Raw genomic sequence first — 21,131 nt, 5'->3', positions numbered from 1 at the left:
CTGGCCCGGCGGCGTAGCCTCACAGAGGGGGCCTCGCCCGCCGGCGGAAGGGGACTCGGCCATGAAGTACGACGAGATCATCGCCACCGTCCGGGACCTCGCCGGGCTCCCCGACCGGGCCGCCGCCGAGCGCGCCACCAAGGCCGTCCTGCTCACCCTCGGCGAGCGCCTGCCCTCCGGGCTCGCCGTGCACGTGGCCGCCCAGCTGCCGCCCGAGCTCGCCGCCGCCGTTCGGGAGGCGGCCCGGGAGGCCGACGAGGAGGGCCGCGCCCACGCCTCCGGGGAGCGCTTCGGCCTGCCCGTCTTCGCCGGCCGGATCGCCGGCCGGGCCGGCACCGGAGAGGACGGCGGCATCCGCGAGGCCGCCGCCGTCCTGGAGGTCCTGGACGCGGCGCTCGCGCCGGACCTGATGGACAAGCTGGCCGCCGTCCTCCCGCGCGACATCGCCGAGCTGCTGCCCTCGGGGCGCGCTACCCAGTGACCTTCCGCTCGGCCAGCCGGTCGAGGGAGTCGACGTACTTGAGCATCAGCCGGGCGAATTCGAGCCGGTCGCGCTCGGCCCAGTCGGCGGTGATGTAGTCGTACGCGTCGCGCTGGTGGCGGCGCAGCCGGGCGATCAGCTCGGTGCCGGCCGGGCTGAGGTGGAGGACCGTGCGGCGGCCGTCCTGCTGCGAGGCGGCGCGGGTCAGGTAGCCCGCCTTGATGCTGTCGCCGACCATGCGGCTCGCGACGGACGGGTCCACGCCGAGGAGTTCGGCGACCGCGCCGACGGTGATCTCGGCCGCGGCGTCGCGGGTGTGCTGCTCGACGAGGTTGAGGACCAGGGTGCGGCTCAGGTCCTTGGCCGAGATGGGGTTCTCGACCTCCAGGAGCGAGGTGCGGCGCAGTTTGCCGAAGGCCGGGCCCACGGCGTTCAGGAGGTCCTCGGCCGTGCGGTGGTCCGGCTCGTTCGTCGTCATGGCGGCCATCCTAAGGTCCATGCTCAGCAGCAGCCACATGTTGACGCGCAAATGCATGCATGCAAGCATACATATGTGCCGCAGCAAGGAGCTGTGCATCATCATGTAATGGGGGAACCACCCATGACCGTCCTCGTCACCGGCGCCCGCGGCAAGGTCGCCCGCGCCGTCCTCGACCGCCTGCACGCTGCCGGCCTGCCGGTCCGCGCCGCCAGCGCCCGGCCCGCCGACCTGTCCGTCCCGGCCGGCGTCGACACCGCCGAGCTCGTCCTCGGCCGGCCGGAGACCTTCGCCGCCGCGCTCGACGGCGTGCGCCAGGTCTTCCTCTACCCCGAGCCCGCCGGCATCGACGCCTTCACCGAGGCCGCCCGCGCGGCCGGCGTCGAGCACGTCGTGCTGCTCTCGTCCTCGTCGGTCCTCGCGCCCGGCGCCGCGACCGACCCGCTCGGCTCGCACAACCTCGGCGTCGAGCGCGCCCTCGCCGCGAGCGGCCTGGCCTGCACGTTCCTGCGCCCGGACGCCTTCGCCACCAACGCGTTCGCCTGGGCGCACCCGATCGGCCGCGGCCTGCCGGTCGAACTCGCCTACCCCGAGGCGTCGTTGGCGCCGATCCACCCCGAGGACATCGCCGACGTCGCGGTCGAGACGCTGACCGGCACGGCGCTGCGCGGCCACGCCGTCACCCTCACCGGCGCCCAGGCGCTGACCTTCCGCGAGCAACTCGCCGTCCTGTCCGAGGTGCTGGACCGCCGGATCACCGTCGAGACCATCTCTCGCACCAAGGCCGAGGAACAGATGAGCCGCTTCATGCCCGCCCCGCTGATCGGCTCGCTGCTCGCCTTCTGGGCCGAGGCCTCCGTGCGCCCCGCCACCATCGCCGACACCACCGAGACCCTGCTCGGCGCGCCCGCCAGGACCTTCCGCCAGTGGGCCGTCGAGAACGCGTCCGCCTTCACCGCACCGGGGGAGTGACCCACACCATGAAGCCCATCGGCTACTGGCTCAACCGCACCGACAAGGCGCTGACCGCCCACATGAACGCCATGCTCGCCGACTTCGGCCTCACCCGGACGGCGTGGCAGGTGCTCAACGTCGTCCGGGACAACTCGGAGGCGCTGGACGCGAACGTCCACACCGTCCTCGCCGCGAACGCCGACGCCCCGGCGAGGGCGGCCGCCATCGAGGCCGTCCTCGCCGACGGCTGGACGACCCGCCCGGCCCCCGGCCGCCTCACCCTCACCCCGTCGGGCCGCGACCGGCTCGCCGCCGTCGAGGAGCGGGTCGCCACGTTCCGCGCACTCTCCACGACCGGGATCACGCCGGACGAGTACCGCACGGCGGTCAGCGTTCTGGAACGGATGACCCACAACCTGGAGTCGCATTGACCGCGTCAGCTATGGCAGGGCCCGAACCAGATTCGTCGGCCGGTCCAGCCAGACCCACTGGTCGGGCCCGGTGACCGTCAGCCCGAAGCGCTCCGGCCCCGGCCGGCCGTGCTGCTCCCACCACCGGTACGCGGCCTCGACCTCGTGCCAGAGGCGGCGGGGCCCGTACTGCCAGACCTCGAAGGGGTCGACGGCAGCCCAGGACAGGGCGTCCGTGGTCGCCACCCAGAGCCGGGTGTGATCCCAGGCCGTCCAGACGTCTCTCAGCTTCAGCCCGAGCGCGAAGCGAGCCTCCCAGTCGTCCCCGGCCACTCGGTCGGGCTCCAGCGAGGCCCGGGACTCGTCGGGCACGTGGTCGTCGCGGACGACGTCACGGAAGATGCGCAGGTCGCGACGCTGCCCGCGCATCAGCATGAAGGCGGAGTGCGGACTGAACCGCCCGCACGCCCGACCGTTTGCCACCGTGAGCTTGAGCAGCCCCCAACAGAGCATGGGGTTGTCCCAAGGCGTGAGGATTACGCCGCCGGGCGCGGTCTGCTCGATCCAAGCCGTCGGCACTCGGCGCACCGAGCAGGTCGAGATGACCCGGTCGAACGGCTGTCGGAGCCTCCACCCGCGAGCCCCGTCCCCGCAGAGGACGTCGACGGCCAAGCCCGCCGCATTCAGCGAGGCGCAGGCGTGCCTGGCCACCTCGTGATCGACCTCCACCGAGGACACACGGCCAGGCCCGAGCCGGTGCGCCAGCAAAGCGGCATTCCACCCGGTCCCGGTCCCAACCTCCATGACGTTCATGCCGGGCCGAACATCGAGCTCCCGCAACATCCGGACGACGATTGAGGGCGCCGAGGCCGAGGAGGACGGCCACATGTCATCCGGATCGTCCGGCTCCACCCCATCGTTGACCTGCGTCACAACGGGGACGTCGGAGTAAGCAGCCTCGAACCACCGCTCCGGGGCGCGCTGAAGGTCGCAGGCCGCATAGCCACCGTCGCCATCCTCCAGCCAGATCCGCTCCGGCAGGAATCGATGCCGCGGCACGGCCTCGATCGCCTCCCGCCACTCAGGAGGAACGGGCCCGCCGAGTTCATCTTCGACGCCCCGGAGCAGCCCGCGAACGACGGCCTGCTCCGGTCGATGCACGAAGTTCGTCACTTCTTCTCGTCGTCCTTCTTGTGCTTCGGAGCGGGTGCCGGCCGCGAGCCGTCCGGGGACGGCTTGTCCGTGCCGGGGTCCTTCTTGCCCCCGTGCTTGCCGCCACTGCTCTTGTCGGTTCCCCAACCCATGGGGTTCTCCCTTGCTATCGATGGATTGATCACGAACGTCAGTTGGCTACCGCTCCGGCGGCCGGGGCGACGGCTGGCTGTCCGGCTTCGGCGGAGGCGGCTGAGGCTGCGGGGTGGACATGACAGAACTCTTCTCGGCTTGGCGATGTGGGAGCCCGCCCGTGCCGCTTACTCAGCGGCACGGGCGGGAGTTCAGTGGGTGCGCATGGCCAGGAGCACGGCGATGGCGGCCAGGTGGAACAAGGCTGCTGCGGACACAGCACAGGCGGTCCAGGCTCTGACGACATAGGTCCTGCAGTCGGGCTCGAACACGGTCCTGCTGCCTACGAGACGGGCAGCCGCGCCGAGCCGGAGGTGCCGGCCCGATGCTGCGGGCAGGCGCAGTCAGGCCAGATCTCGATCCGAGCGACGTATTCGTCTGGATCCGGGTTTGCGGTGATCACGCCGGAGTCGTCATAGCGAGTGCCATCCTGAGCAACCCTGAACGTGCGGATCGTCAGCCCCGGACGCCGCCTGGCGCGAGCGGCGGGGCCGTCTTCGGCGGTCGCGCTCATCCCGTTATCCGCCAGGCGACGGTTCTCCGCAGTGTGTCCAGCCGTGGTGTCGTACATCGGTTCCTTCTCCTGGCCCTGGACCGGGCTTGCGGCTGACACGGCAAGCCACCAAACGTCACGCTTCGCTGTCGACTGCACACGGAATGCGAAGTCGAGTTCAGCATGTTGGCCACCAGGTAGGCATGGATACGACGTCGCCACCGCCATGACGACGTCATCACCGGGGGCTCGCTACGTGGCCGACGACGTCATGCGTCATGACCACCGTCATGGCTGCCGTCATCTCACCCTGTCGCACCTCCGAACGGGGTTTCCCGTCCACTGACCACGGCTATCGTCAGAACAGACGAATGGGGACGGAGAGGATCCGCAGTGGCTGAAACCCCGACACTCTTACGGGTCTTGACGCTGCAACGACACTGGCAGGTCTATGAGACCTTCCGACTCCGGTTCGAGGCGATGGCGAACTCGGTCGCCGAGCAGGAGAACGACCCCAGACTTCGTGGCCTGTCGGTCTCCAAGCGGCAGTTCGAGCGCTGGTACGGAGGCGCGGTGAAAACCCGCCCCTACCCGGACCAATGCCGAGTGCTGGAGGCCATGTTCGGCGTCTGTGTCGACCAGCTCCTCGCTCCCGCACCAACCGGCTCTGCGGTCGCGCCCGCAACCGCCGGCACCCTCGCCGTCCCGCCGTCACGACTGGGGCCTGCCTGCCTCCCGCCCGAGAAGGCAACGGCGCCACTTGCCGGAGGCCCGCCCAACAGCGAGACCCGCTCCGATGCGGGCACCACGGAAATGGAAAGGCAGGTCGTGATGGCGGCTCGTCGTGCACTTCGGTTCGCCGCGATGGCGGAGGGCAGCAGCATCGGCCCGGAGACCCTGGGGCAGATCCACGACGAGGTGCGGCGCCTTACCGTCGCGTACCCGAAGCTGGCACTGCCGGCCCTGCTCGGAGATCTGGTCGAGGTCCAGGACCTCACCTTCCAACTCCTCGAGCACGGCCGGGCCAAGCCCGCGCAGGCCCGCGAGCTGTACCTGCTGGCCAGTATCACCTCCGGCATGCTGGCCAAGGCCAGCCACGACCTGGGCAACCCGAGCGCCGCGATGATGCAGGCTCGCACCGCCTTCGTGTGCGCCGACAACGCCGATCACCACGCCATGCGCGCCTGGGTCCGCTCGCTCCAGTCGCTCATCTCCTACTGGGCGGGTCGTCCCGGCGAGGCCGTCGACTACGCCGCCCTCGGTCAGAACGCGGCGGGCGACGTTCGCGGCACCACCAGTATCTGGCTGGCCTGTCTCTCCGCCCGCGCCCATTCCCTCCTCGGAGACGGCGAGGCCACCCGCACCGCCATCCGGCAGGCCGAGAACGCCCGCGATGCCGTCGAACTTGACGATCTCGACGACTTCGGCGGCATCATGACCTTTCCGGTGCCCCGCCAGCTCTACTACGTCGCCGAGGCCACCGTGCAACTCGGCGAGGACGCCGTCCTCGGCGAGACCCAGTCCGTAACCGCCGTCGCCGCCTACCAGGACGCTTCCGAGGAGGAGTGGGCATTCGGCGACGAGGCCGGCGCGCAGACCGACCTCGCCCTCGCCCGCATCGCCCGCGGTGAAGTCGAGGGCGCAGCCGAGGCTGTGCGCCCAGTGCTCGACCTCCCCATCGAGCAACGGAACTTCGGCATCGTCAGTAGTGCTCAGCGAGTCCACGCCGCGCTGAACGCCGGTGCCCGCCGAAACGGCATCGTCGGCGTCGACCTGAGGCAAGAGATCGAGGCATTCACCGCCACCCCGACCTCGGTCCTCGTCCGGTGAACCGGCGGCTAGGCTCCGCAGCCATGACCCCACTCCATCTGGCCGGCCCTCGTCTGGCACTGCGCGAAGTCGAACCCGGCGACACCGACGACCTCTTGGCCATCTACGGAGACCCCGAGTCCACCAAGCACCTCAGTTTCGAACCCCGCACCCGTGACCAGGTCGAGGCGATCACCACCAGGTCCATCGACTCGGCGAGCGCCGTCCCACGCATCGAGTACTGCCTCGCCGTCACCCATCGCGACGAGCACCGGCTGATCGGCTACGCGCGTCTTGCGACCGAGCCGCAGCAGGCCGCCACCATCGGCTTCGCCCTCCACCCTGCCGAGTGGGGCAAGGGCCTCGGCACCGAGACCGTCCACCTGCTGTGCGCCCTCGGCTTCAACGTCCTCGGCCTGCACCGCATCTGGGCGGCCCGCGCGCCCCTCAACGAGGCCTCTGCCCGCACCCTGCTGCGCGCCGGGATGACGGAGGACGGCCGAATCCGTGATCACGTCTTTGTCCACGGCGCATGGCGCGACTCGATCACCTACTCGATCCTGGAACACGAGTGGGCGCCGATCGGCGGGCTGAAGACCGACGAAAGCCGTCGAGCCTGATGGCCACCACGGACCCGGGAGCGTGAAGTGGTCGAGCACCGCGAGCCGTTCCTCTACATCGTCGTGTGCGCCTCGGGCATCGCCGACGGGGTCGGCGAGCTGATCACCGCTGCCCATGCCGAGGGTTGGGGAGTGGGAGTGATCGCGACCCCTAACGGGCTCGGCTTCATAGACCGGGAAGCTATCGAAGCCCAGACCGGCTACCCGGTCCGCTCCGCGTGGCGCACGCCGAGCGTCCCACAGCCGCTGCCGCCGGCCGATGCCATCGCGGTGGCCCCCGCCACGTTCAACACCCTCAACAAGTGGGCCGCCGGCATCTCCGACACCCTCGCCCTCGGCATCCTGTGCGAGGCGTACGGGCTTGGGATTCCCGTGGCGGTGCAGCCCTACGTCAATTCCGCCCAGGCCGCTCACCCTGCGTACGCGGAGAGCCTGGGCCGGCTGGGGTCTATGGGCGTCCTGCTCGGCAACTATGTGCCCCACAAGCCCAAGTCCGGTGGCGGCCACGACAATTACGACTGGACTCACGTCCTCGACCTCCTCCGCCCCGTGGTGCGCACAACGTGAGGCCCGCACCCACCGACACCGGCGCCTGGAACGCCTACCTGGCCGAGGGAAACGCCCGCCAGGCGCGCAAGCGCGTCTTGGCGCCGCCTCCTCCCGCTCATGGCCGATAGGCGGGCTTCAGCACTGCATCAGCAGATCTCGGCGCTTGACGGCGCCGTCTGACGAAGGAGTGACGCATGTCGGCTGACGGACGAATCTTCCGCGAGGCGTGGATCGCGGGCGTGTCCAAGCACTACCCGGGCGAACCGAAGGCCGGTTACGTCGCCCCGTGGGACGAGACCCCCGAGTGGGAGCGCGAGTGCGCCGCCGCCGTGTTCGGCCAGGTCCGTGACTTCATCAGCGTGAGCGGCGGGAACACGTCCAAGCTGACCCGGGAGCAGAAGGGCCGTTTCGTCGCGACGTGCTGGATCGCCCAGATCCACAAGCACATTGAGAACCCGAAGCCGGGCTATGTCGCCGACTGGGTCGACCTGCCGTCCTGGCAGCAGGAGACCGACGCGGACATCTTCGAGGCGATCGAGCAGGCCCGTTCCTGAACGCAGCGCCCAGCCCCTCACCTCCTGCACGGTTGGCGAGGGGCTGGGAAGCCGACGAAGCCCATGAGCGCGGGAAGTCGGGCGGGCCGACTTCTTGTGCTTCGTCCCCCGCTTCCGCTCGAATTCGGTTGCTCCGCAGGTGTGTTGTGCGCTGATACTGCCGCATGACCAGAATCGCGCAGGTCCTCGTGCTGGCCCCGTGGGACGGCGAGGCGATGGCGCCGCTGTGTCGGCCGGACGACTCCCGCAGTTGGTGCGGCTGCTTCGCGCCGCTGCCCACCTTCTGTCGAGGCGTGGGTCGCCGAGTTCGACCGGATGGGGCAGCGGACGGGAGTGCTGCGTCACTTTGAGTCGCTGCCGTGGAAGGCGCCGGAGAGCGTCCAGGTGCTGATCCGTGACGAGGAGGACGACTGCTTCGGGCTCTGGATGATCCGGGATGGCCGGTTGACCGAGATTCCCGTCCCCGGCCACCGGCGGCTCCATCCGCTGGCGCACTCCACCGAGTACGCGCCCGACCCGGGCCTGCTGTGGCGCGCGGCCACGCCCGTCCCGGCCGGTTTCTCCGAGGAGCGGCGGGTCCGCGGTCGGCCCGGTAGGGCTGTCGGTGGGGTCTGGTCTACTTCCCTGCGGAGCGCAAGACGTCGCGGGAGGGCGAGGACGATGGGTGTGTTGACCGACTACTTCCGTGCGGCGGACGCGGCGGTGGTCCGGCGGGAGCTGGAGGCGGCCGACGGGGGATCGCCGCTCCTCGGGCCGCGACGGGCCTTCGACGGGGTCGAGGCCAAGGGGCTGGATCCGGTCGTCGTGCTGGGGCAGCTGGTCGCCGCCGTCCGCCAAGTGCCGTGGGCCGTCGGCCTGGTGGGCGAGACGCCGGTGTGGCCGACCACTCCGCCGCCCGGACCGGAGGGGCCCGTGGACGAGGACGATCCGTGGATGACGGGCCCGTGGGTGTTCGAGCTCGACACCGACACCCGCGACACCCTCGCCGCGGTGCCGGACGCCGACGTCCCGGCGGTCGCCGCCCGCTGGGCGCAGGCGGAGGAACTGCACGGCGCCTCCGCCGAGAGCCTGTGCCCGGTGGTCGGCGAACTGGCCGGGCTCGCGCGGCGCGCCCGGGCGGCCGACGAGCGGCTGTACTGCTGGACCTGCCTCTGAACCGGTCGGGCCGATACGGTGGCCGGGCCCGTTGCTCGGTGTCCGCACCAGTGTCATGATCACGTGGGCGGGGGCTGCACGGGGCGTGAGCGTGAGGGGCTGGAGCCGATGGGCATGACGTTCGGGGTGCTGGGTCCGCTGGTGGTCGCCGTGGACGCGGAGCCGCAGGCGCTGCCCCGGGCGGGGGTGCTGCGCGGGCTGCTGGGGGCGCTGCTGCTCGCCGAGGGCGAGCGGCTGTCGGCCGGGCGGCTGCTGGAGCTCGTGTGGGCCGGGCAGGCCGACCGGGTCGGGCGCGGCGCCGTGCACACCGGGGTGTCCCGGCTGCGCGGGTGGCTCGGGACCTTCGGGGACGACGCCGTGGTGCTGGACTCCGACGGCGAGGGCTACCGGCTCGCCGTCCGCCCGGAGGCCGTCGACCTCGGGCGCTTCCGGCTGCTGGCCGCCGACGGGGACCGGGCCGCCGCGCTCGACCTGCGCCGCGGCCCGGTGCTGGCCGGGCTGGACCGGGTCAACCGCGAGGACCCGCTGGTGACGGCGGTCGAGGAGACCGTCCGCTCCACCGCCCTCGCCCTCGCCGGCACCGCCGCCCCCGGCTGCGCCCTCCCGGCCGTGACGGCGCTCGCCGAGGAGTACCCCTTCGACGAGCCCGTGCAGGCCGCCCTCCTCGAACTGCTCGCCGCCGACGGCCGCCCCGCCGAGGCGCTGCGCCGCTTCCAGACGCTGCGCCGGCGGCTGGCCGAGGAGCTCGGGATCGAGCCGGGCGAGCAGGTCCAGAGCGTCTTCCTCGCCCTGCTGGCCCGCGACCACGACGGCGCCCGACCGGTCCACGCGCCGAGCCAACTCCCGTCCGACCTCCCGGACTTCACCGGCCGCGAGGAGCACCTGCGGCTCGTCCTCACCTCCCTCGCCGACGGCCGCGTGCCGGTGGTCTCGGGCATGGGCGGCATCGGCAAGACCGCCCTGGCCGTCCACGCCGCCCACCGCGCCGCCGCCGACTACCCCGACGGCCGGCTCTACGCCGACCTGCGCGGAGCCGACGACGAACCGGCCGACCCGGCCCGCGTCCTCGCCGCCTTCCTGCGCGCCCTCGGCGCCGACGCCCGGGAGATCCCCGAGTCCCTCGACGAACGCGCCGCCCTCTACCGCACCCTGCTCGCCGGCCGCCGGGTGCTCGTCGTCCTGGACAACGCCGCCGGGGAGGCCCAGCTCAGGCCCCTGCTGCCCGGAAGCACCACCGAACAGCAGCACAGCAACGCCCTCGTCACCAGCCGCGCCGTCCTCACCGCCCTGCCCGGCGCCCGGCTCGTCGACCTCGGCGGGTTCGGCCCCGCCCACGCCGAGACGCTGCTGCGCCACATCGTCGGCGACGCCAGGGTCGCCGCCGAACCCGTCGCCGCCGGCCAGATCGCCGACCTGTGCGGCGGCATGCCGCTCGCCGTCCGCATCGCCGGCGCCCGCCTGGCCGCGCGCCCGCGCTGGAGCCTCGCCCGCCTCGCCGAGCTGCTGCGCGACGAGCGCCGCCGCCTCGACGAGCTCGCGGCCGGCGACCTCGCCGTTCGCGCGGGCTTCGCCGTCGGCTACACCCGGCTGTCCGAGCCGACCCGCCGCACCTTCCGCCTGCTCGGCCTGCTCGACGCGGCCGACTTCGCCCCCTGGGCCGCCGCCGCGCTCGCCGACGTCCCGCTGGAGGAGGCCGAGCGGCAGCTGGAGGAGCTCATCGACGCCCAGCTCCTCCAGGAGACCGGCACCGAACCCCACCTGCGCTACCGCTTCCACGACCTCGTCCGGCTCTACGCCCGCGAGCACGCCCACGCCACCGACACCCCCGCCGACCGCGCCGACGCCCTCGAACGGGCCTTCGGCGCCTGGCTCTGGCTCGCCGAACAGGCCGCCGACCAGGTACCGGGCCCCTGCTTCGCCGCCATCCACGGCCCCGCCCCGCGCCGCCCGCTGCCCGACGGCCCCGCCGCCCGGCTGCTCGACGACCCGCTCGCCTGGTTCGACGTCGAGCAGCCCGCCCTCAACGCCTGCGCCCGCCAGGCCGCCGCGCTGCGCCTCGTCCCGACCGCCTGGGACCTCGCCGCCTGCCAGGAGAAGTACTGCGACGTCCGCGGCCTCTACGACGACTGGCGCACCACCAACCTCGTCGTCCTCCAGGCCTGCAAGGCGGCCGGCGACCTCGTCGGCACGGCCGTGCTCACCCGCGGCCTGGTCGAGGTCACCACCTGGGCGACGCCCGCCGACGGCACCGAGACGATGGTCGCCCTGGACGGCCGCGCGCGGCAGCTGCTCGACCTGTTCGAGCAGGTCGGCGAGCCGCGCGGCGCCGCCGACGCCCTCGTCCTGCTCGCCTGGAGCCTGGTCGCCCAGGGGCGCGCCCGTGACGCGCTGGACGCCGCCCGCCGCGCACTGGACCTCGCCGCCGCCCACGACCACCCCGGCGGGGTGGCCAAGGCGCACCAGATCATCGCCGTCGCCCACGGCGAGACGGACCTCGCCCGCACCATCGAGCACCTCACCGAGACGCTGCGCCTGGCGCGCATGATCGGCAACGTCCGCTTCGAGGCCACCGCGATCCAGTTCCTCGGCGCCGCCCACGGCCGCGCCGGCGACGTCGAGCACGGGCGCAACCTGCTGACGAGCTCGCTCGCGATGGCCCGCTCGCTCGGCGACGGCTACGCGGAGGCGTTCTCCCTGCTCTACCTGGCCACGCTCCACGCGGCGACCGGCGACGCCCGCGCGAGGGAGACGGCGGAGGCGGCGCTGGCCATCGCGCGGCGCTTCGAGCTGGGCCACCACCTCGCCCAGGCCCTGGGCATCCTGGGCGAGTTGGACCTCGCGGAGGGGCGGCACGACGCGGCCGTCGCGCACCTGGAGGAGTCCGTCCTGTTCTGGCGGGCCCGGGGCTGGCGCTCGTTCCTCGCCGAGGCGCTGCGGGCGCTCGGGCGCGCGTACGAGGCGGCGGGGCTGGACGCGCCCGCCGAGCGGGTGCGGCGCGAGGCCCGGGAGCTGGGCGAGGGACCGGCGAACGGCGACGCGGACGCGCTCTCGCACGACGGGTGAACCGTCCGCGACGAGTACACACCCGCGGCCGGGTCCGTCCCCTGCGCGGACCCGGCCGTCCCCCCATGCGGGTGTGTGTTTCGACCGTAGGCAGCGGCCTCTTACCGATCGCTTACCGCTCCGGCCGAGGTGCGTGCGAGACCGGTCAGGATTCGAGAAGCCCCGGCCCAGGGCCCGCGCCTAGCCTCGTGGACATGGAGACCAACGACCTCAGCATCCACTGGACCTTCCTCCCCCACACCGACCCCGACGCCTCCCTCGCGTTCTACCGCGACCTGCTCGGCTTCGAGGTCCGCAACGACGTCGGCCAGGGCAGGATGCGCTGGATCACCCTCGGTCCGGCCGGCAGCCCCGGCACGTCCGTCGTCCTGGAGCCCCCGGCCATGGACCCCGGCGTCACGGAGGACGAGCGCCGCACCGTCACCGAGATGATGGCCAAGGGCACCTACGCCCGTCTCACCCTCGCCTCCGCCGACCTCGACGGCGTCTTCGACCGACTGGCGGCCGGCGGAGCCGAGCTCGTCCAGGAGCCGACGAAGCAGCCCTACGGCGTCCGCGACTGCGCCTTCCGCGACCCGGCGGGCAACCTGATCCGCATCAACGAGCTCGCGTAGCCGCGGCTCGGGAAGCCGAGCGCCGCGCCCCCGCCCGCCCGGTGCGGTTGGATGGAACGACCGCACCGGGCGGGCCCGCCCGCACAGAACCGGAGAGACGACGACCATGGCCAAGAGGACGGGCGCGCCCGCGCCGGTGCCGCACGACGCCGACAGCCACGACATGATCCGCGTGCTCGGCGCGCGCGAGAACAACCTCAAGGACGTCAGCGTCGAGATCCCCAAGCGCCGGCTGACGGTGTTCACCGGTGTCTCCGGCTCGGGCAAGAGCTCGCTGGTGTTCGACACCATCGCCGCCGAGTCGCAGCGGCTGATCAACGAGACCTACAGCGCCTTCGTCCAGGGCTTCATGCCGTCGCTGTCACGCCCCGACGTCGACGTCCTCGACGGGCTGACCACCGCGATCATCGTCGACCAGCAGCGGATGGGCGCCGACCCGCGCTCCACCGTCGGCACCGCGACCGACGCCAACGCGATGCTGCGCATCCTGTTCAGCCGGCTCGGCGAGCCGCACATCGGCTCGCCCAAGGCGTACTCGTTCAACGTCCCCTCGGTCAGCGGTGCCGGCGCCGTCACCGTGGAGCGCGGCGGCAGGACCGTGAAGGAGCGCCGTTCGTTCAGCATCACGGGCGGCATGTGCCCGCACTGCGAGGGCCGCGGGAGCGTCTCCGACATCGACCTCGCCCAGCTCTTCGACGACGCCAAGTCGCTCGCCGAGGGCGCGCTCACCATCCCCGGCTACACGCCGGGCGGCTGGAACTACCGGCTCTACAGCGAGTCCGGCTTCTACGACCCGGACAAGCCGATCCGCAAATACACCAAGAAGGAACTGCACGACTTCCTGTACCGCGAGCCGGTCCGGATGAAGATCGCGGGCATCAACATGACCTACGAGGGCCTGATCCCGCGGATCCAGAAGTCCTACCTCGCCAAGGACAAGGAGGCGATGCAGCCGCACATCCGGGCCTTCGTGGACCGCGCGGTCGCCTTCAGCACCTGCCCCGACTGCGACGGCACCCGGCTGACCGAGGCGGCCCGCTCGTCGAGGATCGGGAAGACCAGCATCGCCGACGCGTGCGCCATGCAGATCAGCGACCTGGCCGCGTGGGTGCGCGGGCTCGACGAGCCCTCGGTGGCGCCGCTGCTCACGAGCCTCGGGGAGGCGCTCGACTCGTTCGTCGAGATCGGTCTCGGCTACCTCTCGCTCGACCGCCCCTCCGGGACGCTGTCCGGTGGCGAGGCGCAGCGCGTCAAGATGGTCCGCCACCTCGGCTCCTCGCTCACCGACGTCACGTACGTCTTCGACGAGCCCACCGTGGGCCTGCACCCGCACGACATCCAGCGGATGAACGGGCTGCTGCTGCGGCTGCGCGACAAGGGCAACACGGTGCTCGTCGTCGAGCACAAGCCGGAGACGATCGCGATCGCCGACCACGTCGTCGACCTCGGTCCGGGCGCGGGCAGCGGCGGCGGCACGGTCTGCTTCGAGGGGACGGTCGAGGGCCTGCGGGCGGGCGGCACGATCACCGGACGCCACCTCGACGACCGGGCGAGGGTCAAGGAGACGGTGCGCACGCCGACCGGGAAGCTGGCGATCCGCGGCGCCTCCACCCACAACCTGCGGAACGTCGACGTGGACATCCCGCTCGGGGTGCTCGCCGTCGTCACGGGCGTGGCCGGCTCCGGCAAGAGCTCGCTCGTGCACGGCTCGCTGCCACGATCGTCGGGGGCGCCGGGCGAGGGCGTGATCTCCGTCGACCAGGGCGCGATCCGCGGCTCCCGGCGCAGCAACCCGGCGACGTACACCGGTCTGCTGGAACCGGTCCGCAAGGCCTTCGCCAAGGCCAACGGCGTGAAGCCGGCCCTGTTCAGCGCCAACTCCGAGGGCGCGTGCCCGACCTGCAACGGCGCGGGCGTGGTCTACACGGACCTGGCGATGATGGCCGGCGTGGCGAGCGTCTGCGAGGACTGCGAGGGCAAGCGCTACCAGGCGTCGGTGCTGGAGTACCGCCTCGGCGGGCGCGACATCAGCGAGGTGCTGGCGATGCCGGTGACCGAGGCCGAGCAGTTCTTCCGCGAGGGCGAGGCCCGCATCCCGGCCGCGCACGCGATCGTGAGCCGGCTCGTGGACGTCGGCCTCGGCTACCTGAGCCTCGGCCAGCCGCTCACCACGCTGTCCGGCGGCGAGCGCCAGCGCCTCAAGCTCGCGACGCACATGGGCGACAAGGGCGGCGTCTACGTCCTCGACGAGCCGACGACCGGCCTGCACCTGGCCGATGTCGAGCAACTGCTCGGCCTGCTCGACCGCCTGGTCGACGCGGGCAAGTCGGTCATCGTCGTCGAGCACCACCAGGCGGTCATGGCGCACGCGGACTGGATCGTCGACCTCGGTCCGGGCGCCGGCCACGACGGCGGGCGGGTCGTCTTCGAGGGCACCCCGGCCGAGCTGGTGGCCAAGCGGCACACCGTCACCGGGGAGCACCTCGCGGCGTACGTGGGCGCCTGAGGCCCGCCCTCCGGGCCCGGCGGCTCACCGGGGAACGGCCCACCAGGCGACGGGGTAGCGCACCGGGTGGCCGCCGATCCGGCCCGGGAGCAGGCCGATCGCGACCAGCAGGACGGTGGCCAGCGCGAGCAGCGGCAGGAACGGCAGCGGGTGCGGCGCCTGGAGCACCACGATGACGGCGGTGGCGGCGGCCGGCGAGTGCGAGAGGTGCGTGAGCAGCATCACGCCGAGCGAGATCCCGGCGGCCACCGCGGCGCCCCACCCGTTGCTGCCGGTGACGGCGAGCGTGGCGTACCCGATCAGCGCGGAGACCAGCTGGCCGCCGACGAGGTTGCGGGGCTGCGAGATCGGCAGCCCGGGCGCGCCGTGGACGAGCGCGGCGCTGGCGGCCAGCGGCGGGATGAGCAGCGGCTGGTGCAGCAGGACCCCGGTCCCGACCAGGAGGAGCAGGGCCGCGATGGCGAAGGCGGTGGCCCTCAGCACGTGCAGCGGATGCGGCCTGGCGGTGGCGGCGGACGGGGGTCTGGGCATGCGGGAGCTCCGGGTGAAGGGCGGTGGACGGCAGCGCCTTCCACAAAATGTTGATTTTCGACCGCCATCCTGCCTCGCGGGGGACCCGGCGGACCCGGCGTTCCGGCATCCGGACGGCGGGGTCCGTCAGATGAGCGGCGGCTCCTCGGTCTCGAACAGGCGCAGGATCAGGTCGTCGACGTCGAGGTGGACCGTCTCGGTGCCGTACGGCACGACGTGCTCGGTCGCGGTGAGGAAGGTCTGGACGAGGGCGGCGGGCGCGCGCAGGACGGCCGTCGTGTCGTCGGCGCTGAGCGCGATGAAGAGCGTCGCGGCGGCGGGCCCGGTGCCGCGGTGGACGGTGACGTCGCCGAGGCCGGCCCAGCCGGTGAGGCCGGTGGCGAGGAGTTCGCGGGCGAAGATCCAGGTGATCGGCTCGTCGAGGTCGATGTGGGTGTCGAGGCTCACCGCGTAGGGGTCCTCGCGGCGGTAGCGCAGCCGGGCGGGCAGGGAGACGAGGAGGCCGGGGCAGGCGACCGCCTCCAGGTCGATGTACAGCGCCAACTCGTCGCCGGCGCAGGCGTTCTCCTGCGGGGCGCCGGGCAAGTCGTGCTCGCTCATGGGCTCTTCCTGTTCTCTTCCCCGGGGTGTTCCGGGGCGTCTCGGGGCGTCTCGGGCTGTCTTCAGGGGAGCAGAATCGTTTTTTCTCGGTCGGTTTCGGCGGTGGGGCGGGGCGGAGGCGGGGGGGGGGTGGTGCGGGGGCGGTGCGGGGGTACGGGTGGTGCGGTGTGTGGGGGGGGGGCGGTGCGGGGGTACGGGTGGTGCGGTGTGGCTGTGCGGTGCGGGTGGTGCGGCGGTGCGGTGCGGCGGTGCGGCTTCGGCGTGCGGGGCTTCCGGCTGGAGAACGAGCCGGCCCGTCCCGGGTAACCGTCCGCGACGATATTCGGGCGACGGCGCCCTGTCCCGGCCTGCGGCATTGCGGTTCGGTCTCCGTCGGGGCGGAATTGTGCATGATCGCTCGGTTGGTGTCAGAGTGTCACCGTCTTCTTTTCCGATCGGGGGGTTCGATGACAGCGGGGGACGGGTCCGATCTCGTCGCCATGGTGGTCGAGGCGCTGGTGCAGACCGCGTCGCACACGGTCGGCGCGGCAGGGGCCGCGCTCGGCGGCGAGGCGCTCGCGCGCGTGCGGGAGTCGCTGCGGCAGTGGCCGCAGTGGGCGCACGCCCTCGGGCGGGTGGAGGCCCGTCCCGGCGACCAGCAGGCCCAGTGGGACCTGGCGCTCGCGGTGGGCCAACTGCTCGCCGGCGACCCGGGCCTGGCGGCCAACCTGCGCGCCCGGCTCTCCGTCGCCATGACCGCGCCGCCGCCCATGGCCGGGGCTCCGATGCCCCAGGCGGCTCCGGCGTGGCAGGGCGGCGGCGACGCCAACTGGCCCGCGTACAGCCCCGGAACGGTCCAGGGGACGTCCGCCCGGCGCAGCCGCGCCTGGGCGGTGACCGGCGGGGTCGTCGTGCTCGGTGTGATCGGCACGCTGACCGGGCTCGGTCTCTACCTCGGCACCGGCCCGGACGGTCCGAAGCCGCTGGCCAACCTGGACCAGGTGAAGGCCGTCATGCCCGACCTGCACGCCGTGCCGGACGGCTGGACCCAGGAGAAGGCGCCTTCCGCGGTGCCCAAGGGCGACTGCGGCGGCGACGGCGTCCCGCCCGCACAGGTGAGCCTGTGCGAGCAGATAGTCGGGAGGGGCGACTCGCGCTTCCACGCCGACGACGGCAAGACCCAGGTGGAGTTCCAGCTCATGGCGGGCCCCAGCCCGGAGTGGGGCGACAAGATGTACGACGTCGCCTACGGCATCAGTGACGGCCTGCCCGAGAAGCCGCCGATGGCCGCTCCGAAGGCCGGCGAGCGGTCCTCGGTCTTCATGGAGGGCCAGTGCGTGGAACTCCTCGTCAAGTCCGGCAGCAACGTCCTGAGGATCTCCTACTGCCCGGAGAACCCGTCCGCCCCGAACGTCGAGGTGGTCAACCGGATCACCCGGATGTTCGCCGCGCGCTCGCAGCAGGCGCAGGACGGGAAGACCCCGGACGCCGCGGCCTGACGGTTCCCGGACAGGGGTGGAGCCGAGCGCCCGGCTCCACCCCTGTGTCTGTGGAGGGGCGGTCAGGCCTTGGCGCAGATCACGAAGACGCTGATGCCGACGTCACCCGCACCCGGTCGGCGGCCGAGGCCGATCCAGCCGCTGCCGTCGTCGGCCGGGAAGCTGCCGATCAGGACCGCCTCGTCGCCGCGGGCCTCCGCGCCGCCGCCGAGCGCCTTCTCACCGGCCGGGCAGGAGACCGTCCGCCGCTGGAAGTTGGGCACGTTCGCGTTGTCGAGCCGCACCAGCTGGTACCCCTCGACCGACCGGACGGTGCTGTCCCGTGCGGGCGCGTTGTCGGTGGCGGGGTCGGCCTCCGCGACCCAGCCCGTGCCGGCGGCGGCGAGCGCGACCGTCAACAGGCCCGCGGCCGGCGCGATCGCCCGAAGCTTCATGCCGTGTCCTCCCGAAGGGCGGCGGGCGCGCGCTTCGCGCCCGTACCACTCGGGGTATCGGCCGTTCGGGTGGCGGCCGTGATCGGGTTGACCCTTTCGGGGGGTGTGCGGCCCGTCCGGCACGCGCCGCGGCGGCGCCCCCGGGCCGCGCGGTGCGCCCTCACGCGGACGTGGGTGCGCGCCGACCGCTGACAGGCCCGGCCCTCCCGGGCCCGAACACCGGGATCACTCGACCGGGTGAGCTGTCGTGGAACGGCCGGAGGCGCGGGCGGGCGCGCCCTACCGTCGGAGCCGCAACTCGCCGTTCGGACCGGAAGGAACCCCATGCGCCGCACCGTCGCCGTCCTCCTCGGAGCCTCCGCGCTCCTCGCCGCCACCGCCCCGGTGGCCGGCGCCGCCACTGCCACCGCCCCCGCCGCCGCCGGGCCCGCAGCCGTGCCCGCCGCCCCCGCCGCTCCTCTCGCGCAGGCCGGCGCCCCGCTGTTCGGCATGCTGGGCAGCGCGAGTGCGATGGTCTTCGGGGCCGTCGACGCGCTCAAGGGCGCGGTGAAGCTGCCGTAGGCGTGGCTGCCGTCGGCGGCTCCCGCACCGGTCAACCCGGCGCGGGAGCCGTGCCGTTCCGCCCCTGCGGGCCCCGTCGCCCCCGGGGAGGTCCCATTGTCGGTGGGGCGCGCTAGGGTGCCGTCCGGAAGCCCGACCAGGGCGGGTCGGTGCGAACGGGGGGAGGGCGTCATGAGCGACGGCATCCGGTGGCTCGCCGAGGGCGACGACCGGCTCAGCGGCGTCCTGTTCGCGCGCGGGATCCCGCCGGAGGAGGTGGCCCGGCGGATGGGCGCGGACGTGCGAGGCGTCGCCGGTCCGGTCAGCGGCGCCGAGGTGTGGGACCTCGACATCGAGACCTACCGCCCCGGCGAGGACGGCGACGGCGTGGTCCGCGTCGGGGTCTGCGGCGGCTGGTCCTTCGCGATCGAGTACGGCGACTCCACCGGTGCCGACCTGCTCACCGAGATAGCGCGCGACGGCGTCGAGGTCGTCCACTACCGCCCCATGGCCGAACACCCGCCGGCCCTGCTCGACTACGCCCGCGACGGCGCCGTCCTGTGCGGGTTCGGCCTCGCCGAGGAGCGCTGGCGCTGGGGCAGCCAACCGGACCTCCTGCTCCCCGTCCTCGTCGCCGCCGGCGTCCTCCACCCCGACGGCATCACCCGCGCCACACTCCCCGGCGAGCCCCTGCCCGCCGTCCACCGCCGCACCCTCGGCGCCGTGGAACGCCACTTCGGCCTCAGCCTCCCCCCGGCCGTCCTGGCCGCCGCCCGCCTCCCGGTGTACGCGGTCCGCGGCACGCCCGACCTGGTGCTCCGGTAGGGCGTGTCCTTCGGATCGGGCCGGGAGCCGTCACGCCCAGGGCTCGGAGAACGACCGCCCGGGGACGGGCTTGGCGACCAGGGCGATCGCCACGAAGAAGTTGACCTGCCCGATCGCCAGCGTCAGCGTCGTGAGCGCCTTCTCGTCGTAGTGGGCGGCCGCCTCGGCGTACAGCTCGTCCGGCACCCGCTCACGGCCCCGCGTGGCAGGCTGGAGCACCGCCTCCACCAGCGCGAGCGCGGCCCGCTCGGCCGGGGTGAAGTACGGCGAGTCCCACCAGGCCGCCACCGAGTCGATCCGCTCCTCCGTCTCCCCGGCCTTGCGCAGGAATCCCGTGTGCAGCACGGTCAGGTAGGTGCTGCCGACGATCTGCCCGGCGCGCAGCTGCACCAGGCTGATCGTCGTCCGCGGCACCGACCGGTTGCCGGTGGCCCTGAACAGCGCCGCCGACACCTCCGCCAGCTCGGGCACGAGTACCCCGGGATCCGTCGCCAGGCGCGGCCGCAGCGGGACCTCGGCGGTGATCGGTCGCGGCTCCACCGGCGTGCTCTCCATCGTCTTCTCCATCGTCGTGTTCCTCCCGGGCTGTACGGGCCGTGTTCGGCGCCTTCACTGACCCGACCCGGCCCGGAGGAGGTTTGTGACAGGCGGAGGAGGATTTCCTCGACTTTCTTCGAGCTCGCCGAGCGGGCGGACGGTGCGGGCGCCATCGCCGAGGACGGTGCCGGAGGTGTCCGCGGTGCTGTGGTCCGTGGTGGAGGTGTGCACTCCGTCCTGTCCGTACCCATTTGACGGCTCATGGCCCGGATCGTCGTCAGGGACTCGGCAGGATGTCTGACCAGGGGGAATACCGGTCGGTATCATGCCGCTGGGGGATTGTCGGCGGGGTGGAGGGGATGTCGGTTGGTCGGCGAGGGCGGGAGTTCGGGCGGGCTGCGGTTCGCGGTGCTCGGGCCGCTGCGCTGTTGGCGGGACGGGGCGGAGGTGCCGCTCGGTTCGCCGCAGCAGCAGAGCATGCTGCTGGCGCTGCTGTTCCGGGCGGGCCGGCACGTGTCGGGGGCGCAGCTGATCGACGACCTGTGGGGTGACGAGCCGCCGGCCAGGGCGACGGGTGTCGTCCGCACGTACGTGCACCGGCTGCGGCGGGTGCTCGGGGCCGAGGCGCTCACGTCGGTCGGCGGCGGGTACCTGTTGGCCGTCGGCAGCGGCGGCCTGGACACCGTGCGGTGCGACGAGCTGCTGGCCGAGGGCCGGGCCCGGCGGGCCGACGGCCGGAACGCCGACGCCGCCGCCGCGCTGCGGGGCGCGCTCGCGCTGTGGCGCGGCGAGCCGATGCCCGGGCTGCCCGGGCCGTACGCGCAGCGCCAGCGCAGGGAGTGGGAGGAGCGGCGGCTCGCCGTCCTGGAGCTGTGCCTGGAGGCGGAGGTCGAGGGCGGCCGGTGCGCCGAGTCGGTGGCCGAGCTCGCGGCCCTCGTCGAGGAGCACCCGCTGCGCGAGCGGCTCTCGGAGCTGCTGATGCTCGCGCTGTTCCGCTCCGGCCGCCAGGCCGACGCCCTCGCGGCGTACCGGGCGGCGGACCGACGGCTGCGCGACGAACTGGGCGTCGGTGCCGGTCCCGGCCTGCGCGACCTGCACGGCCGGATCCTGGCGTCCGACGAGACGCTGTCGGCGACCACCGAGTGGGTCCTGACCC

23 protein-coding genes and 1 pseudogene are annotated in these 21,131 nt (G+C 73.0%); 16 read left to right on the top strand and 8 right to left on the bottom strand.

Going from position 1 to position 21,131, the window contains the following annotated elements:
• Positions 1-61: 61 nt before the first annotated feature.
• Positions 62-481: a DUF2267 domain-containing protein gene (locus tag ACFV4G_RS35650; protein ID WP_380446337.1), complete on the top strand. Its 420-nt coding sequence runs from the start codon at positions 62-64 to the stop codon at positions 479-481.
• Here ACFV4G_RS35650 and ACFV4G_RS35645 read toward each other — a convergent pair.
• A complete protein-coding gene (locus tag ACFV4G_RS35645) occupies positions 471-1,016 on the bottom strand; it encodes a MarR family winged helix-turn-helix transcriptional regulator (protein WP_380446336.1) in 546 nt (181 codons plus the stop codon). The two genes, ACFV4G_RS35650 and ACFV4G_RS35645, sit on opposite strands and share 11 nt — an antisense overlap.
• A 66-nt stretch (positions 1,017-1,082) precedes the next feature.
• Here ACFV4G_RS35645 and ACFV4G_RS35640 point away from each other — a divergent pair, with 66 nt between their 5' ends.
• Together ACFV4G_RS35640 and ACFV4G_RS35635 are read left to right on the top strand one after the other, a co-directional pair.
• A complete protein-coding gene (locus ACFV4G_RS35640) occupies positions 1,083-1,931 on the top strand; it encodes an NAD(P)H-binding protein (protein WP_380446335.1) in 849 nt (282 codons plus the stop codon).
• An 8-nt stretch (positions 1,932-1,939) separates the two neighbouring features.
• On the top strand, positions 1,940-2,344 hold the full coding sequence (locus tag ACFV4G_RS35635) for a MarR family transcriptional regulator (RefSeq protein ID WP_380446334.1): 405 nt from the start codon (positions 1,940-1,942) through the stop codon (positions 2,342-2,344).
• Between the two features lie 9 nt (positions 2,345-2,353).
• On the opposite strand, the gene ACFV4G_RS35630 is transcribed toward ACFV4G_RS35635, so the two are convergent.
• The 3 genes from ACFV4G_RS35630 to ACFV4G_RS35620 all read right to left on the bottom strand — a co-directional run bounded on the left by ACFV4G_RS35630 (position 2,354) and on the right by ACFV4G_RS35620 (position 4,238).
• Positions 2,354-3,496, bottom strand: coding sequence for a methyltransferase domain-containing protein (locus ACFV4G_RS35630; RefSeq protein ID WP_380446333.1), 1,143 nt, complete (start codon positions 3,494-3,496; stop codon positions 2,354-2,356).
• A complete protein-coding gene (locus tag ACFV4G_RS35625; protein ID WP_380446332.1) occupies positions 3,493-3,627 on the bottom strand; it encodes a hypothetical protein in 135 nt (44 codons plus the stop codon). The genes ACFV4G_RS35630 and ACFV4G_RS35625 overlap by 4 nt, the downstream gene beginning before the upstream one ends.
• 323 nt (positions 3,628-3,950) lie before the next feature.
• Positions 3,951-4,238, bottom strand: a complete 288-nt coding sequence (locus ACFV4G_RS35620) for a hypothetical protein (protein ID WP_380446331.1) — start codon at positions 4,236-4,238, stop codon at positions 3,951-3,953.
• A 345-nt stretch (positions 4,239-4,583) separates the two neighbouring features.
• Here ACFV4G_RS35620 and ACFV4G_RS35615 point away from each other — a divergent pair, with 345 nt between their 5' ends.
• The 9 genes and pseudogenes from ACFV4G_RS35615 to ACFV4G_RS35575 all read left to right on the top strand — a co-directional run bounded on the left by ACFV4G_RS35615 (position 4,584) and on the right by ACFV4G_RS35575 (position 15,030).
• Positions 4,584-5,990, top strand: coding sequence for a hypothetical protein (locus ACFV4G_RS35615; protein ID WP_380446330.1), 1,407 nt, complete (start codon positions 4,584-4,586; stop codon positions 5,988-5,990).
• A 23-nt stretch (positions 5,991-6,013) separates the two neighbouring features.
• Complete coding sequence (locus tag ACFV4G_RS35610) at positions 6,014-6,589, top strand: GNAT family N-acetyltransferase (RefSeq protein WP_380446329.1); 576 nt, start codon at positions 6,014-6,016, stop codon at positions 6,587-6,589.
• A gap of 27 nt (positions 6,590-6,616) precedes the next feature.
• A complete protein-coding gene (locus ACFV4G_RS35605) occupies positions 6,617-7,156 on the top strand; it encodes a flavoprotein (RefSeq protein ID WP_380446328.1) in 540 nt (179 codons plus the stop codon).
• Positions 7,153-7,239, top strand: a pseudogene (locus ACFV4G_RS35600) (NUDIX hydrolase); the annotation flags it as partial. The gene ACFV4G_RS35605 and the pseudogene ACFV4G_RS35600, both read left to right, overlap by 4 nt.
• Before the next feature lie 93 nt (positions 7,240-7,332).
• On the top strand, positions 7,333-7,692 hold the full coding sequence (locus ACFV4G_RS35595) for a hypothetical protein (protein WP_363653377.1): 360 nt from the start codon (positions 7,333-7,335) through the stop codon (positions 7,690-7,692).
• A 660-nt stretch (positions 7,693-8,352) separates the two neighbouring features.
• On the top strand, positions 8,353-8,847 hold the full coding sequence (locus ACFV4G_RS35590; RefSeq protein ID WP_380446327.1) for a hypothetical protein: 495 nt from the start codon (positions 8,353-8,355) through the stop codon (positions 8,845-8,847).
• Positions 8,848-8,955: 108 nt separating this feature from the next.
• On the top strand, positions 8,956-11,910 hold the full coding sequence (locus ACFV4G_RS35585) for an ATP-binding protein (RefSeq protein ID WP_380446326.1): 2,955 nt from the start codon (positions 8,956-8,958) through the stop codon (positions 11,908-11,910).
• Positions 11,911-12,104: 194 nt separating this feature from the next.
• Positions 12,105-12,524 carry a VOC family protein gene (locus ACFV4G_RS35580; protein WP_380446325.1) on the top strand — a complete coding sequence of 140 codons (420 nt, stop codon included), beginning with the start codon at positions 12,105-12,107 and terminating at the stop codon, positions 12,522-12,524.
• A gap of 106 nt (positions 12,525-12,630) precedes the next feature.
• Entirely contained in the window at positions 12,631-15,030 is a 2,400-nt protein-coding gene (locus tag ACFV4G_RS35575; RefSeq protein WP_380446324.1) for an excinuclease ABC subunit UvrA, read from the top strand.
• Positions 15,031-15,054: 24 nt separating this feature from the next.
• Here the strand turns inward: ACFV4G_RS35575 and ACFV4G_RS35570 are convergent, their stop codons facing one another.
• Positions 15,055-15,561 (bottom strand): HPP family protein, encoded by a 507-nt coding sequence (locus tag ACFV4G_RS35570; protein ID WP_380446323.1) that lies wholly within the window; start codon positions 15,559-15,561, stop codon positions 15,055-15,057.
• 126 nt (positions 15,562-15,687) lie between these two features.
• Complete coding sequence (locus ACFV4G_RS35565) at positions 15,688-16,161, bottom strand: SsgA family sporulation/cell division regulator (RefSeq protein WP_380446322.1); 474 nt, start codon at positions 16,159-16,161, stop codon at positions 15,688-15,690.
• Positions 16,162-16,607: 446 nt separating this feature from the next.
• On the opposite strand from ACFV4G_RS35565, the gene ACFV4G_RS35560 reads away from it, so the two are divergent.
• Positions 16,608-17,639, top strand: a complete 1,032-nt coding sequence (locus tag ACFV4G_RS35560; RefSeq protein WP_380446321.1) for a hypothetical protein — start codon at positions 16,608-16,610, stop codon at positions 17,637-17,639.
• Positions 17,640-17,701: 62 nt separating this feature from the next.
• Here ACFV4G_RS35560 and ACFV4G_RS35555 read toward each other — a convergent pair whose 3' ends face one another.
• Complete coding sequence (locus ACFV4G_RS35555) at positions 17,702-18,073, bottom strand: hypothetical protein (protein WP_380446320.1); 372 nt, start codon at positions 18,071-18,073, stop codon at positions 17,702-17,704.
• A 324-nt stretch (positions 18,074-18,397) separates the two neighbouring features.
• On the opposite strand from ACFV4G_RS35555, the gene ACFV4G_RS35550 reads away from it, so the two are divergent.
• Both ACFV4G_RS35550 and ACFV4G_RS35545 read left to right on the top strand, forming a co-directional pair.
• A complete protein-coding gene (locus tag ACFV4G_RS35550) occupies positions 18,398-18,634 on the top strand; it encodes a hypothetical protein (RefSeq protein ID WP_380446319.1) in 237 nt (78 codons plus the stop codon).
• Between the two features lie 171 nt (positions 18,635-18,805).
• Positions 18,806-19,438 (top strand): DUF6461 domain-containing protein, encoded by a 633-nt coding sequence (locus tag ACFV4G_RS35545; protein WP_380446318.1) that lies wholly within the window; start codon positions 18,806-18,808, stop codon positions 19,436-19,438.
• Positions 19,439-19,468: 30 nt separating this feature from the next.
• Here the strand turns inward: ACFV4G_RS35545 and ACFV4G_RS35540 are convergent, their stop codons facing one another.
• Positions 19,469-20,005 (bottom strand): carboxymuconolactone decarboxylase family protein, encoded by a 537-nt coding sequence (locus tag ACFV4G_RS35540; protein ID WP_380446317.1) that lies wholly within the window; start codon positions 20,003-20,005, stop codon positions 19,469-19,471.
• A gap of 336 nt (positions 20,006-20,341) precedes the next feature.
• On the opposite strand from ACFV4G_RS35540, the gene ACFV4G_RS35535 reads away from it, so the two are divergent.
• Positions 20,342-21,131, top strand: a 790-nt coding sequence (locus ACFV4G_RS35535) for a BTAD domain-containing putative transcriptional regulator (RefSeq protein ID WP_380446316.1), incomplete at its 3' end; no start/stop codon positions are given.

The organism is Kitasatospora sp. NPDC059747, assembly GCF_042732955.1.
GTDB lineage: Bacteria > Actinomycetota > Actinomycetes > Streptomycetales > Streptomycetaceae > Kitasatospora.
The sequence above is the reverse complement of the archived record's forward strand: the minus strand, read 5'-3'. Positions and strand labels throughout refer to the sequence as shown.

What these genes read in the sequence shown, in the direction of transcription:
- ACFV4G_RS35610 (WP_380446329.1), top strand. Translation starts at nt 6,014, where the DNA reads ATGACCCCACTCCATCTGGCCGGCCCTCGTCTGGCACTGCGCGAAGTC.
- ACFV4G_RS35565 (WP_380446322.1), bottom strand. Translation starts at nt 16,161, where the DNA reads ATGAGCGAGCACGACTTGCCCGGCGCCCCGCAGGAGAACGCCTGCGCC.
- ACFV4G_RS35585 (WP_380446326.1), top strand. Translation starts at nt 8,956, where the DNA reads ATGGGCATGACGTTCGGGGTGCTGGGTCCGCTGGTGGTCGCCGTGGAC.
- ACFV4G_RS35555 (WP_380446320.1), bottom strand. Translation starts at nt 18,073, where the DNA reads ATGAAGCTTCGGGCGATCGCGCCGGCCGCGGGCCTGTTGACGGTCGCG.
- ACFV4G_RS35595 (WP_363653377.1), top strand. Translation starts at nt 7,333, where the DNA reads ATGTCGGCTGACGGACGAATCTTCCGCGAGGCGTGGATCGCGGGCGTG.
- ACFV4G_RS35635 (WP_380446334.1), top strand. Translation starts at nt 1,940, where the DNA reads ATGAAGCCCATCGGCTACTGGCTCAACCGCACCGACAAGGCGCTGACC.
- ACFV4G_RS35560 (WP_380446321.1), top strand. Translation starts at nt 16,608, where the DNA reads ATGACAGCGGGGGACGGGTCCGATCTCGTCGCCATGGTGGTCGAGGCG.
- ACFV4G_RS35645 (WP_380446336.1), bottom strand. Translation starts at nt 1,016, where the DNA reads ATGCATTTGCGCGTCAACATGTGGCTGCTGCTGAGCATGGACCTTAGG.
- ACFV4G_RS35575 (WP_380446324.1), top strand. Translation starts at nt 12,631, where the DNA reads ATGGCCAAGAGGACGGGCGCGCCCGCGCCGGTGCCGCACGACGCCGAC.
- ACFV4G_RS35545 (WP_380446318.1), top strand. Translation starts at nt 18,806, where the DNA reads ATGAGCGACGGCATCCGGTGGCTCGCCGAGGGCGACGACCGGCTCAGC.
- ACFV4G_RS35580 (WP_380446325.1), top strand. Translation starts at nt 12,105, where the DNA reads ATGGAGACCAACGACCTCAGCATCCACTGGACCTTCCTCCCCCACACC.
- ACFV4G_RS35650 (WP_380446337.1), top strand. Translation starts at nt 62, where the DNA reads ATGAAGTACGACGAGATCATCGCCACCGTCCGGGACCTCGCCGGGCTC.
- ACFV4G_RS35590 (WP_380446327.1), top strand. Translation starts at nt 8,353, where the DNA reads ATGGGTGTGTTGACCGACTACTTCCGTGCGGCGGACGCGGCGGTGGTC.
- ACFV4G_RS35640 (WP_380446335.1), top strand. Translation starts at nt 1,083, where the DNA reads ATGACCGTCCTCGTCACCGGCGCCCGCGGCAAGGTCGCCCGCGCCGTC.
- ACFV4G_RS35570 (WP_380446323.1), bottom strand. Translation starts at nt 15,561, where the DNA reads ATGCCCAGACCCCCGTCCGCCGCCACCGCCAGGCCGCATCCGCTGCAC.
- ACFV4G_RS35540 (WP_380446317.1), bottom strand. Translation starts at nt 20,005, where the DNA reads ATGGAGAAGACGATGGAGAGCACGCCGGTGGAGCCGCGACCGATCACC.
- ACFV4G_RS35625 (WP_380446332.1), bottom strand. Translation starts at nt 3,627, where the DNA reads ATGGGTTGGGGAACCGACAAGAGCAGTGGCGGCAAGCACGGGGGCAAG.
- ACFV4G_RS35620 (WP_380446331.1), bottom strand. Translation starts at nt 4,238, where the DNA reads ATGTACGACACCACGGCTGGACACACTGCGGAGAACCGTCGCCTGGCG.
- ACFV4G_RS35550 (WP_380446319.1), top strand. Translation starts at nt 18,398, where the DNA reads ATGCGCCGCACCGTCGCCGTCCTCCTCGGAGCCTCCGCGCTCCTCGCC.